A 12513-nucleotide genomic window follows, 5' to 3' on the forward strand; every position below is an offset into this window, starting at 1 on the left:
CGGGCGCCGGCCGCGACGCGCCCGGCCGGGGACCCGGCGGAGTGCGTGGTCCCGGCCGGACGGGGGGCCGCCGACGGGATCGGCGCCTGACCCCCCGCGGCCGGGGCTGGCACAATGGCCGGCAGGCCCAGACATCAAGGAGGCAACCGGTGACCACCGCTGGACCGCCCGTGAAGGGGCGCGCCACTCGGCAGCGTGCCGCTGTCGCGGCGGCCCTCGCCGAGGTCGACGAGTTCCGCAGCGCGCAGGAGCTCCACGACATGCTGAAGCACAGGGGCGACTCAGTGGGCCTGACAACGGTCTACCGCACCCTGCAGTCCCTCGCCGACGCGGGCGAGGTCGACGTCCTGCGCACCTCCGAGGGCGAGTCCGTCTACCGCCGCTGCTCCACCGACGAACACCATCACCACCTCGTCTGCCGCGTCTGCGGCAAGGCGGTGGAGGTCGAGGGACCGATGGTGGAGAAGTGGGCGGAGGCGGTCGCGCAGGAGCACGGCTACGTCAACGTCGCCCACACGGTGGAGATCTTCGGTACCTGCGCGGGGTGCGCGGCGGCCGGGAACTGAGACTTCAGACGCGGGGCAGGCGGCGGTCCAGCAGGGACCGCAGCCTGTCCACGTCCTCCGGGGTGCGTGCGCCCCGCTTGGCGAACACCATCGCGCAGGCTCCGATGCGGTCGGGGCTGCGCAGCACGAAGCAGCGGCTGGTCTCGGCGTAGCTGCCGAAGTTGGCCCACGCCATGCGCGTCTCCATGTGCACGCTCACCACCCGCACGTCCTCCTCGGCGACGGTCACCCGCATCAGGCCGTGGTGCTGGTTCGCCCTCAGCAGCTGGCGGGCCGTGATGCGGGGCACGCGGGGCAGCAGCAGCGACCACACGATGAACAACAGCCCGAATCCGAAACCGGCGGTATTCTCACGCGTCACGCCCACCACCAGCTGCACCACCCCCAGCAGCCCGACGCACACCAGGAAGGCGGGGTGGTAGAGGAAGCCGGCCCTGCCGCGCTTGCGCAGCATCAGCCGGACCGCCTCCGTCATCTCCTCCTGCTGGTAGTCGTACTCCAGTACGACGGCATCCTCGCGCTGCCCCACGGCCTGTCCGGTCACGGCCCCTCCCGGTCCTCGGTGACGAGTCGTGATCGTAGAGCAGGGGCCCGACAGTCACTCCGGCGGGCTGCTCCCGCCCGCCTATTCCTGCCTGCCCTCCATGGCCAGCAGTTCCTCGTTCGGGATCGCGCCGCCGAAGCGGCGGTCCCGGGAGGCGAATTCGACACAGGCCCGCCACAGGTCGCGGCGGTCGAAGTCGGGCCACAGGACGTCCTGGAAGACCATCTCGGCGTACGCGCTCTGCCAGAGCAGGTAGTTGGAGGTGCGCTGCTCTCCGCTCGGGCGCAGGAACAGGTCGACGTCCGGCATGTCCGGGTAGTACAGGTACTTCTGGATGGTCTTCTCGGTGACCTTGGCCGGGTCGAGTCGGCCGGCCCTGACGTCCTCGGCCAGCGCCTTGGCGGCGTCGGCGAGTTCGGCCCGGCCGCCGTAGTTCATGCAGAAGTACAGGGTGAGCCGGTCGTTGTCCCTGGTCTGCTCCTGGGCGACCTGGAGCTCCTTGGCGACCGACTTCCACAGCCTGGGCATCCGGCCCACCCACCGCACGCGGATGCCGAGTTCGTCGAGCTGGTCGCGGGTCTTGCGGATGAAGTCGCGGTTGAAGTTCATCAGGAAGCGGACCTCGTCGGGCGAGCGCTTCCAGTTCTCGGTGGAGAAGGCGTACAGGGAGATGTTGCCGACGCCGATCTCGATGGCGCCCTGCAGGACGTCCAGCACCCGCTCGGCGCCGACCTTGTGCCCCTCGGTGCGGGGCAGGCCGCGCTCCTTGGCCCAGCGGCCGTTGCCGTCCATGACGATCGCCACGTGCTCGGGGACCAGCTCACCCGGCAGCTTCGGCGGGCGCGCGCCGGACGGGTGCGGCTCGGGCGTCCGGTACTCACGGCGCTGACGCCCCAGGATCCCGCGTACGGCCATGTGCTTCTCGTCTCCCTAGGTTTGGTGGGCGGACTGCTCGGGCGGACTACTTTTCCACGTACCGGAGTGAGCGCAGCCCGCGCTCCAGGTGCCAGTGCAGATAGGCGGACACCAGCCCGCTGCCCTCCCTGACGTACCGCGGCTCGCACGCGTCCGCGGTCGCCCAGTCCCCGGTGAGCAGCGCGCCGAGCAGCTCCAGCGTCTGCGGCGAGGGTACGACGCTGCCGGGCACCCGGCAGTCGGCGCAGACGGAGCCGCCGGACGCCACGGAGAAGAAACGGTTCGGGCCGGGCATCCCGCACTTGGCGCAGTCGCCGAAGCTGGGCGCGTAGCCGTTGACCGCGAGCGAACGCAGCAGGAAGGCGTCGAGCACGAGGTGCGGGGCGTGCTCGCCGCGGGCGAGGGTACGCAGGGCGCCCACGAGCAGCAGGTACTGCTGGACGGCCGGCTCGCCCTCGTGGTCGGTGAACCGCTCGGCGGTCTCCAGCATGGCCGTCCCGGCGGTGTAGCGGGCGTAGTCGGTCACGATCCCGCCGCCGTAGGGGGCGATGGTCTCGCTCTGCGTGCACAGCGGCAGCCCCCGGCCCACCAGCTCGCTCCCCCGCGCGAAGAACTGCACGTCCACGTGCGAGAACGGCTCCAGCCGGGCCCCGAACTTCGACTTGGTCCGCCGCACCCCGCGCGCCACGGCCCGCACCCGCCCGTGCCCACGGGTGAGCAAGGTGATGATCCGGTCGGCCTCGCCGAGCTTCTGGGTACGCAGCACCACGCCGTCGTCCCGGAACAGACTCATCCCGCACCCCCACGGCTGTCCGGCCGGGGGCCCGGGGGTCGTCCCCCGGGAGAACACGGCATGATCCGGTCCGCCGCACCCGGCTTCTGGGTACGCGGCACGATGCCGTCGTCGCGGAACAGACTCATGAAGCCCATTGTCCCCCACGGCCCGTCCCCACCGGACCGCTGCCCGCCCGGGGAGCTCCGCCCGGGGCTCAGCCGGACGGGGCCCCGAAGCCGCGTACGTACCGTTTCTGCCACGGGGTCTCCACCGCGTGCCGGTCGTAGTGGGACCGGACGTAGGCGACCGCCTCCTCGGGTGGTACGCCGTCGAGGATCGCGAGGCAGGCCAGTGCCGTGCCGGTGCGTCCGCGACCGCCCCCGCAGGCGATCTCCACGCGCTCGCCGGCGGCGCGGTGCCAAGCCCCGGTGAGGACCGCGCGGGCGGCGGTGCGGTCCGACGGAAGGCGGAAGTCGGGCCAGCGCAGCCACTCGGACTCCCAGGGGGCCTCAGGGGGCCGCTTGCCGAGAAGGTAGATGCCGTACGCCGGGGGCGGGGCGCCGGGGTCGAGGGGGCGGCGCAGGCCCCTGCCCCGCACCAGCCGCCCGGACGGGAGCCGGAGGACACCCGGGCCCCGTTCGTCCCACAGTCGCTCGGGCTGCTCCGTCATCGGCGTGGCATACCCCTTCTCACGTGTCCCGGCACGGCGGCGGCGACTATACACAAGGCAGGTGCGGGCAACCGCCGCTTCCAGGAAGCCCTCATGGCCTCCCCGCCCCGCCGACCGGTGTCGTCCCGCCCGTCTGCACATCCCTGGCCGCGGACCGCGTGGAGACAGTCGTGGCCCACCCGGGCGGGCAGCTGCCCGTCCTCGCCAGGGCGATCGACACGACCATCGCACGGGTGCTCGACCACATCGCCCCGTCACCGCGGCGGGCGCGCAGGCCGTCGTCGTCACCGCTCCCTCCTGTGCCACCGCGGAACCGCAGATCCCGCTGTCGACGCGGGAAAAGGAGCGGGCCGGGATGTTCCTGACCGCGGCGGGGTCGGTGCGGAGCACGCCGCTCGGCTCAGCCCCGTTGGACCATCCAGGTGCCCTCCTCCTCGTCGTCGACGCGTACCTCGAGTTCGCGGACGCTCATGCCCGCCTCCCACAGCTCCCGGAAGCGTTTCATCCGGTCCTGGACGTGGTCCTGACGCGCGATCAGCCTGGTCCTGACGTTGACGTCGCGCAGGTCCTGGTCGATCTCGAAGGACGTCTGCTCGTCGTAGACGATGAAGTCGTTGGTGGTGCCGCGCTGGAGGTGCGGCGGCAGTTCGGGAAGGACCGCCACGCGCACCTCGATGTTCAGCGCCTCCTGCTCCTCGCACAGCCGCAGCAGCCGGTCGTCCAGTTCCCGGGCGCTCTCCAGCACGAAGACCCGGCGCACCGGCACCCCGCGCTCCTCGATCGCCTCCTGCTGGGCCTGGAGGTACCGGCTGGCGGGCTCGCTGTTCCAGAACTCCCGGTCGACGGAGGTGCTGGTGGCGCAGATGGTCTGCTCGGCGGCGCGGGTGAGGGAGAGCATCCAGTCGTGGTTCTCGCCGGCGCACTCGGCGCTGAGGTTGGTGAGGTCGGTCATGTGCCCGACCACCCGCTTCATCTCCAGGCGGACGAACGTGTACAGGATCGAGGGTCCGGGAGCCAGGACCTCGGCGAAGCTCGTGGCCAGTTCGGGCACGCCCTCGGCGCGCACCCGGGCCGGCTGGAGGTGTTCCTCGGCGCTCCGGTCCACCGCCGCGAGGTGGCTCTCGACCAGCTGCCGCATGTCCTCGGTGTGCCGGGTCAGGCCGCTTCTCAGCTCGTCGCCGTACCTGTCCAGGGCGTCCCGCACGGCGGCGTTCTCGGTCAGCGCCCGCTCCGTCCGCCGGGCGTTCTCCTCCATCGACCGGTCCAGGCCGAGGACGTGCTGGACGGCCACCGCGGCGCCGGCGCAGAGGACGGCGGCCATAAAGGGCCGTAACAGCCCGCTCTCCGTGCTCAGCAGTGCGGTGACGCACCAGACGAGGGCGCCGACGACGAGGCCGGCCGACACCCGGCGCACCCACCGCGCCGTGCCGGGCGTGCCTGCCGTGTCCTCGGGCTGGGATGACTGTGCCGTGCTCATCTCGCTTCTCCCCCCGTTGGGATGCGCATCGGATCGGGCTGCGGGGATGTGCGTGCGGGCCCCGGCAGGGGACCGGACCGGACCCGGTCGGGGCCCGGATCAAGGAGTCAGCTCCACCTCCCGGTACAGCGAGCCGATCGCGTGCAGGGTGAGCTGGTCGCGGATGCGCTGCACCAGCGCCTGCCACTGGCGGGTGAAGCCGGGCCGCTCCTCCAGGACCTCCCAGAGCGGGGCCAGGTCCTTCACCACCCGCGCCCGCGGCATCCACAGGTGCAGCAGGTGGTCGACGGCGGGCCGCACCACCCTGACGACGGCGGGACGGTCCTGGACCGCTCCCGCCCTGCCCCGGGCGGGCGGTTCCTGCGATCCCAGAGTGAGGCCGTCCAGCACGCGGACCACGGTGGTGAGCAGCCAGTCGTGCAGGGCGAGATCGTCGCAGAACCCGGCGATCTCGGCGCTGGGGGTGCCCTCGGGCACCCGGAGCCGTACGGTGCGCAGCTCGTCCTCGGCGAGGGTGAACCGCTCGATCGACGGACCGTCGTACGGACCTGCGGGCAGCGCCACCCAGCGGAGCCGGGTGGGGCGGGACCTGAGCGGCGGACGCTGGTCGAGCAGGGGATGGCGCAGCAGCCGGGTGAGCAGCGCGTCGGCGATCAGCCCGACATCGAGTTCGCCGTGCCGCCCGCCGCCGAGCACGCCCTGGGCGACCGTCTCGTGGGACAGCTTCCCGAGCGGCTCGACCACCCCGGGCCGTACCAGGTAGTGGCCCCACGGCTGCCGCTGGTCGGGTCCGTCGGCGGGGAGGCGGAAGTGTGCGGAGGTCTGCAGGACGCGTCCCTCGGTGAGCGCGGCCCGTGCGGCGACCGTGCCGACCGCGCGGACTCTGGCGCCGTTGGCGGTGGGCAGGGGGCAGTCGACGCCGGTGAGGATGTCGGGCGACCGCGCGTACAGGTTGGGGCGCTCGGAGAGCAGGACGCGTTCGTCGGCGCGCAGCCCGAGGAACTGGGCGGCGGCCCGGATGTCGAGGGCCTGCCGGGTCGGCAGCAGGCAGGTGCGGACCTCGCCGCAGGCGAGTACGGCGCGCGGTGCGCTCTCCCCGGGCCCGGAGTCCCCCATGTCACGGCCCCGCGTAGAAGACGTAGGAGATACGGTCGGCCACCGAGTCCGGGACGGTCATGTCCTCGCGGGCGGACCGCTCGGCGACCTGGCGCAGCGCCCCCCGGTCGACCTCGGTCTGGTCGAGTATGACGCGGACGGCGTGCTCGACGGGGAGGAACCGGTTGGGCATCACCGAGCAGGTCCGGTAGGCGGCGAACGGGTCCGCCCGGGGGTTGAGCCGGACCAGTGCGGGCAGTTCGTCCCAGTCCTCGGGGAAGCCCGAAGCGGTGTGCGGCTGCGGGACGAAGACGGGCTCGCCCTCGTTGCGCAGCAGCCCGAGGCGGGCGAGCTGCCACACCGCGGCGAGGAAGGGACAGGAGAAGGTGCGGTGCCCGTCGGGGTCGTCGCTCCACAGCTCGACGTCGAGGAAGACGGAGTGGCGGCGGGCCGCGGTCTCCTTGGGCGGCTGCCAGGCGGCGGCCGTCTTCATCGCCTGCGGGGCGCGTGCGACGGGGCTGCGCTCGCCGTTGGCCAGCCAGCCGGTCTGCGCGGCCGGCGGACGGTTGCCGTAGCTGCCGGGCGGCGGCGACTCGACGATGCGGCCGGCCACCGCCTGGGCGAGGGGCACCTTGCCGGTGACGGCGCAGCCGGACTCGCGGGCCAGGTAGTCGATGGTCAGACCGGCCCGGTCGGCCTCCGCCAGCAGGAGCGGGACGAGTTCGGCGGGGCTGGAGAAACGGGTGAAGTAGTCGTCGATCAGGAAGCAGGTGCTGATGCGGGGGCGCCTGCCGCCGGGCCGGGCCGCCGCGGCGGCGGCGCGCGCGGCCTCCGCCCAGGGTCGTACCTGGGCGAAGTGCTCCCGCAGGCGCTGCGGACCGGCCTCGAAGTCCTCCATGTAGAGGTGGCCCAGCTCCAGGGAGAGGTGCGACAGCGGCACCGCCTGGGTGCGGGGTTCGGCGGTGGTCTCGCGGAACACTGCCTCCGTCATGGCCTCCCCCAGTACGAGTCGTCCGTCAGCCGCAGGGCGATCTCCTCCAGGGCCTCCAGGGTCTCCTTGTTGGCGATCTGGGTGGAGAGCACGTCCTCCTCCGTGATCAGCTGTTCGCGCCACTGCAGGATGGGCTCCAGCGGTACGACGCCGAGGACGACGCTGTCGCCGATGCCGTGATCGGCGGCGAGCCGGCGCAGCGCCTCGTCGCAGGCCTGCATCCAGGCGGCCTGCGCGGGCGTACCGTGGGACCACAGCGGCGACTCCGGGTCGGGCACGGCGGCGCGTACGAAACGGATCGCGCCCCGCAGTGCCTCCTCGTCGTGCCCGCGCTCCACCCCGCCCTTGATGATGCCGTGTTCCTTGTGGACCAGCCCGGCCGCGGCGATCACGTGCTGCCGGGTCCAGCGGTGGAAGACGAGCCAGCGGAAGGGGACGTTGCGCATCCGGGGGTGGGCCGTGGCGGCCAGGACCATGTCGACGGCGTAGCTGCGGCCGGCGCTGAGGTCCACCACGATCACGTCGAACTCGCCGTTCAGCCGCAGCAGCAGGTCGATGCACCGTTCCAGGGCGTCCTCGCCGGTGGCGAACTCGCCGCCGCCCGCGTCGCCGGGGAACAGGACCAGGCGGCCGGACTGGTTGGGCCGGGCCCGCAGCAGGGGGTGCTCGGTCTGCCGCCAGACGTCGATCCTGGCGGGCTCGTTGACCTCGCCCTCCAGGTAGGAGTGCAGGCCCCTCTCCTCGGTGCCGCGCACCACGCCGGGCACGTCGAAGACGGCGGCGGCCGTCGGCGAGCCGAAGTCGAAGTCCACGTAGGCCACGTGGTCGCCGGTGAGGGCGCGCTGGTAGGCCAGATTGGCGCTGGTGACCGAGCGGCCCGTGCCTCCCTTGTCGGAGGCGGCGAAGACGAGCACGGTTCACACCTCCTGCGCGGCGGCGCCCCTGGCCTGGGCCAGGGTGTCGAGTTCCTGGAGCACGGGCAGGGCCAGGGCGAAAGCCGTGGCGGGCCGTTCGTCGACCAGGCTGCGCGCGTGGTCCAGGCGGCTTTCGATGCTGCGCATCGCCCGGCTGCGGCTTCCGTCGGCGGCGGCGGACGCCTCCAGCTGTTCCCTGCCGAACAGGTGGGTGGCCTCGCTGAGCAGCTCCCGGGCCAGCTGGGCGAGTTCGGGGCTGCGGATGGGCTGCTGCTCGTACAGGTTGCGGGCGGCCACCAGGCACTCGGTGACGCGTTCGGTGATGCTCCAGGACAGGCGGCGTCCGGCGCCGCGCGCGTCCGGGTAGACGACCCGTACGTCGTCCCAGAGGCCGGCGCCCTCGCCCTCCTCGATCCGCCGGTTCCACAGGTGTTCGAATGCCTGCTCGGCCAGGCGCAGCAGACGGTCCTGTGCGCCGATGTTCCGGGAGAGCTCGGCGAGCTGGACGATCCGTTTCAGGAGCTGGGCCGAGAAGTCGGTCATCCGCCACTGGAGCAGTCCGCCGGAGCGCTCGGATCCGGCGAGCGGCATGGTGACTCCCGGGGTGTGCAGCCGGATGACGGGATCGTCCCTGGTCATCCGGCTGGTGACCCGGCCTCGGTCGGCGAGGCGCTCCATGATGGCGACGGTGCGGGTGAGGTCGTCGTCGGTCGCCTTCCGGCGGATCAGGTCGTGCACGAGGATGGCCGCGACGGTCAGGGAGAAGTACTCGGACTCCAGCCGCAGGCCGGTCGTCTGCCAGGGGAGGTCCTCCAGTGGCCAGCGGTCGGTGCCGAACCGGGCGACGGTCGACCAGTACTGCTGGCTGAGCTCCCAGCGCAGACGCAGCGCCTCGGCGAGTTTCTGCTGGTCGGCATCCAACAGCCCCAGGGTGAGGGTGCGCTCGGAGAACAGGTCCTGGATGCCGTCCAGGGCGACCACGGTGAAGTACACGTAGGGCAGCCGGTCGGCGATGCCGTCGGGCTGGCCGGGGATGTGGACGTCCAGGTCGGTGACCTTCGGCGCGTCCTGGACCACGCCCCAGGCCCAGCCGCACTCGAAGAGCTGGGTCTCGTCGCGGATGCTCTCGTCGACCTGGATGCCGCGGGTGAGGCTTTCGATGATCGTGGCGCGCAGGGGGCGGAACCTGCGGGAGAACTGCTGGAGGACGGCCCGGTCGGACTGTCTGCGCTGCCCGATGACCTGGATGAGCCGTCGGCCCTGTTCGGACTCGGCGTCGAAGACGTTGACGGTGAAGGAGCGCAGCAGGCTGATCATCGCCGCGGTCAGCCGGGTCTTCGTGGCATCCCTCAGTTCGACGACCGCCTTGCGTACCTCGGGGCGGGTCGTGGTGCCCTCGTACACCTTGAGGAAGCCGAGGGTGGCGAGGCAGAGGGAGATGGACATGGAGTAGGAGTCCACCACGCCCAACTGGCCCTGCTCGTGCGTGAGTTCACCTGCGGGGTCGGCGGGTTTGAAGTAGTGCCCGCCGGCGAAGGTGGGGCTGTCGTCCGGACCCGTGTGGGTGCGCATGAACTGGGTGAGGGCGGTGACCAGGTTGGGCGGGATCTCCAGCCGGCTGCCGACGCCCTCCAGCGCACGCAGGACGTCCCGCTCGGTGGTGTCCGGCTGGTCGAGGCGGAAGGCGGGGAACTCCGTGGCGGGGTACAGCAGGCAGAGCAGCCGCTCGGCGTCGGCGACGCTGCTCAGCCCGTCGGTGTCCCCCCAGACCAGCTTCCCGTCGTCGAACGAATGGCGGGCCGTGGCCCGCCAGATGTCCAGAAGATGCTGGCGTGGCTTGATCTGCATCCCCGCACCCCTCGTACAGATCTCGTTGCCCTGTGTGCAGACATGGTCCCCGCTCCTACGGGTCGGCAATCGCCGCTACGGGACGGCAATCTCCGCATTCCGCCGCCCCAGGGCGAGAAGGATTCCCTCGTGTCCCGGCCGCACCACGTGGTGCAGATCGTGGATCTCCAGCTCCGAGGAGAACGGCTCCAGGCTCTCCCTGGCCCGGTCCTCGTTCACCCGATAAGCCGGGTAACGGTGTCCGCCGACACGGTAGCCGACCGACTCCTTCATGAACGCGACGGCGAACGGCGCTCCCTCGTTGAGCGCGTTCATGAAGCACCGCACCCCGCGCCGGAACTCCTCGGGGCACTCGGACATCGAGTCGGCGACGAAGAACATGGTTCCGATGTCCCAGCGCCGCTGTCCGTCGAGGTCGAACAGGTTGGCCCGCTCCACCCGGACGACCTCGCCGACCCGGCTCCCCGGGTCGGTCCCGCGGTAGGCCGGGGCTTCACGGAGTACGTCCCAGAACGCGTCCCACGCCGTGTCGAGCCCTCCGGAAGAGATCTGCTTCTCCAGGTACTCGACGTTCGGCTGCGCGTACTCGAGCAGGAGGATCTTTTCGCACCAGGGCAGCATGGACAGCGCGGGATAGAGGTTCGCACCGGCGCCGACGTCGACTCCCCGCGCCGCATGCGGGACGGCCCCGGTGAAGCAGCTGCTGAAATAGTCGCGCAGCAGCCGCACGATCAGCAGATCGACTTCGAGCGGGGTCCGGTAATTGTTGTCGACATACACCTCTGGATCGAACTTCGACCACGGTGCGTCAGCGTTACGATCCATAGTCACCCTGCCGCGTTCCATTCGTTTCCGAGCAAGTCCGTGTGCCGTGTACGCGAGCCCTGTGGACGTCGGCGAAAAACGGCGACGCCGTTCCTCGCACGGTAAGTCACGAGGGGCCGCACAGACAGCCGGGAACACGCCAGTCCTCATGTGCCGGGTGCATTCGGGCGCACGTCAGCACACCGGGGAGCACACCTGAAGTCCCCCTTGCACATGGGGAGTTGGGCGCACACTCTAGTCAGAACGAGCCACCGGCCGCCACACCGACCTTCATTCGTTCGGGTGTGGCGCCCGTGTTCGTCGAGTTGACGTCCGCACGTCCTGACTGGGGGTGGCATGACCGCGGACCCGCTGGAACGCTCCTTGGACCGCCACGAGCAGCTCAACCGCCATGAGCAGCTCACCGGACCGGCGCCGCCCCCGGATCCCCGGCCGCCGGTCCTGCGGACGGCGCGGGAGTCCGACCTGCCCGAGTTGCGACGGATCGACGAGGAGGTCTTCCAGGAGGTCGCCTACCCCGGCTTTCTGCTGCGTCAGCTCTACGACCTGTACGCCGGGCACTTCCTGGTCCTCGACGAAGGCGAGGGCCGCCTGCGCGGCTATGTGCTGGCCGCCACCACGGCACTCGGCAGGGACAGCTGGATCCTCGGCCTGTGCGTGACCCACGACCGCCGCCGGCACGGACTGGGCCGGGAGCTGATGGTGGAGGTCCTGGCCCGGCTGCGCGGGAGCGGGGTCGAGAAGGTCCGGCTCACCGTGGAACCCGCCAACCGCGCCGCGACCCTGCTCTACCGTTCACTGGGCTTCCACCCGGAGGAACCCGACGCGGGCCTGCGCCGGGACTACTTCGGCCCCGGCCTCGACCGCCAGGTGATGTGCCTGGAACTCACCCGGGGCCGCTGAGCCGCTCCCACGGCGCCGAGGCGGTCCCGGCCGCATGACACGACCCCGGCCCCGACACCCCGTCCCCCTCCCGCCGTGCGCGCCCCGGGTCCCGTGCGGAGGTCCTCGGTCAGGAGGGTGTGCGGGCCGCTGCCAGCAGGCGGGTCACCTCGTCCGTGTGGATGGTCAGAGCCGCGCCTACGGTGGTGAGGGTGTCGTGCTCGGCGGGGGTGTAGGGGCCGTCGGCCAGGGCGATGCGGGCGGCCTGGAGAAGGATCGACTCGCGGCCCGCGGGGGCCAGGTGCGGGGCCAGTGGGTCGAGGGCCTCGTGCAGCTCTATGGCCAGGCCCGCGCCGCACGGCCGGTCGTCGTGGACGCGCCCGGTGTCCGCGGCCAGTGCCTCCACCAAAGCGGCCAGCCGCTCCTCGGTGCAGTCGGCGAGGCCGGCCGCGCGGACCGCGGCCACGGCGGTCTCCAGGGCCGTACGGGAGCAGGTGCCGCCCGCGCAGAGCACGGCCAGGGCGACGGTGTGCACGGCGTCGCGGAGCATCGCCGAGAAGCGCGTCGTGGTCGGGTGGTCCAGGACGTCCGTGCCGAAGTGCCCGCCGCAGGCGGCGCACTCGACGACCGGTACGGCCACTCCGCGCGGCAGCAGCGGCACGCCGAGGACGGTGAAGCGCCGGCGGCCGCTCAGGCGCTGGTAGTTGCGGTCGCCGCCGCAGCCGGGGCAGAAGAACTCGCCGTCGCCGACCGGGGTCCACGCGGTACGGGTGCCCAGCATCCGGGCAAGCCTGGCGGCACGGCCGTTTCGTCCCCGTACTGGCAGCACGTCGCACCTCCGTAACCGCACGGCAACCTCGCCGCACTGGCGTGATGTTAGCCACATCGGTGAGGCGGAGTCAGCACCCCGGACGAGACCTTCCCGTGACCTGCACGAACGGATGGCCGGTATTCGACGGGCGCACGACGGGCGCACGACGGGCCCCCGGCCGCCTCGACAGGCGGCCGGGG

General features: G+C 71.9%; 13 protein-coding genes and 1 pseudogene. 3 read left to right on the top strand and 11 right to left on the bottom strand.

Features of this window, described 5'->3' with window-relative positions; all coding sequences use genetic code 11:
- The first annotated feature begins 149 nt into the window (after positions 1 to 149).
- Positions 150 to 566: a Fur family transcriptional regulator gene (locus DEP02_RS30235; protein ID WP_112470866.1), complete on the top strand. Its 417-nt coding sequence runs from the start codon at positions 150 to 152 to the stop codon at positions 564 to 566.
- Between the two features lie 4 nt (positions 567 to 570).
- Here the strand turns inward: DEP02_RS30235 and DEP02_RS30240 are convergent, their stop codons facing one another.
- From DEP02_RS30240 to DEP02_RS30255, 4 genes are all read right to left on the bottom strand, one after another.
- Positions 571 to 1110 (bottom strand): hypothetical protein, encoded by a 540-nt coding sequence (locus DEP02_RS30240; protein WP_112470867.1) that lies wholly within the window; start codon positions 1108 to 1110, stop codon positions 571 to 573.
- 81 nt (positions 1111 to 1191) lie between these two features.
- Positions 1192 to 2025, bottom strand: a complete 834-nt coding sequence (locus DEP02_RS30245; protein ID WP_112470868.1) for an isoprenyl transferase — start codon at positions 2023 to 2025, stop codon at positions 1192 to 1194.
- Between the two features lie 46 nt (positions 2026 to 2071).
- On the bottom strand, positions 2072 to 2818 hold the full coding sequence (gene recO, locus DEP02_RS30250) for a DNA repair protein RecO (RefSeq protein WP_112470869.1): 747 nt from the start codon (positions 2816 to 2818) through the stop codon (positions 2072 to 2074).
- Between the two features lie 196 nt (positions 2819 to 3014).
- Positions 3015 to 3470: a protein-tyrosine phosphatase family protein gene (locus DEP02_RS30255; protein ID WP_112470870.1), complete on the bottom strand. Its 456-nt coding sequence runs from the start codon at positions 3468 to 3470 to the stop codon at positions 3015 to 3017.
- 143 nt (positions 3471 to 3613) lie between these two features.
- On the opposite strand from DEP02_RS30255, the pseudogene DEP02_RS35125 reads away from it, so the two are divergent.
- Positions 3614 to 3786: pseudogene (locus DEP02_RS35125) on the top strand (dihydrodipicolinate synthase family protein); the annotation flags it as partial.
- 84 nt (positions 3787 to 3870) lie between these two features.
- On the opposite strand, the gene DEP02_RS30265 reads toward DEP02_RS35125, so the two are convergent.
- The 6 genes from DEP02_RS30265 to DEP02_RS30290 form a co-directional block, all read right to left on the bottom strand.
- Positions 3871 to 4947, bottom strand: a complete 1077-nt coding sequence (locus DEP02_RS30265) for a hypothetical protein (RefSeq protein ID WP_112470871.1) — start codon at positions 4945 to 4947, stop codon at positions 3871 to 3873.
- 99 nt (positions 4948 to 5046) lie between these two features.
- Entirely contained in the window at positions 5047 to 6063 is a 1017-nt protein-coding gene (locus DEP02_RS30270) for an SCO2521 family protein (protein ID WP_112470872.1), read from the bottom strand.
- 1 nt (position 6064) lies between these two features.
- Entirely contained in the window at positions 6065 to 7033 is a 969-nt protein-coding gene (locus DEP02_RS30275; protein WP_112470873.1) for an SCO2522 family protein, read from the bottom strand.
- Positions 7030 to 7947: an SCO2523 family variant P-loop protein gene (locus DEP02_RS30280; RefSeq protein ID WP_112470874.1), complete on the bottom strand. Its 918-nt coding sequence runs from the start codon at positions 7945 to 7947 to the stop codon at positions 7030 to 7032. Before DEP02_RS30280 ends, DEP02_RS30275 begins: the two co-directional genes overlap by 4 nt.
- Before the next feature lie 3 nt (positions 7948 to 7950).
- Positions 7951 to 9795, bottom strand: coding sequence for an SCO2524 family protein (locus DEP02_RS30285; RefSeq protein WP_112470875.1), 1845 nt, complete (start codon positions 9793 to 9795; stop codon positions 7951 to 7953).
- Between the two features lie 75 nt (positions 9796 to 9870).
- On the bottom strand, positions 9871 to 10641 hold the full coding sequence (locus tag DEP02_RS30290; RefSeq protein ID WP_112470876.1) for an SCO2525 family SAM-dependent methyltransferase: 771 nt from the start codon (positions 10639 to 10641) through the stop codon (positions 9871 to 9873).
- A gap of 315 nt (positions 10642 to 10956) precedes the next feature.
- On the opposite strand from DEP02_RS30290, the gene DEP02_RS30295 reads away from it, so the two are divergent.
- On the top strand, positions 10957 to 11523 hold the full coding sequence (locus DEP02_RS30295) for a GNAT family N-acetyltransferase (RefSeq protein ID WP_112470877.1): 567 nt from the start codon (positions 10957 to 10959) through the stop codon (positions 11521 to 11523).
- A 109-nt stretch (positions 11524 to 11632) separates the two neighbouring features.
- On the opposite strand, the gene DEP02_RS30300 is transcribed toward DEP02_RS30295, so the two are convergent.
- Positions 11633 to 12331, bottom strand: a complete 699-nt coding sequence (locus DEP02_RS30300; protein WP_112470878.1) for a TerB family tellurite resistance protein — start codon at positions 12329 to 12331, stop codon at positions 11633 to 11635.
- Positions 12332 to 12513: the final 182 nt, after the last annotated feature.

The sequence above is a fragment of the Streptomyces triticisoli genome (assembly GCF_003270085.1).
GTDB lineage: Bacteria > Actinomycetota > Actinomycetes > Streptomycetales > Streptomycetaceae > Streptomyces > Streptomyces triticisoli.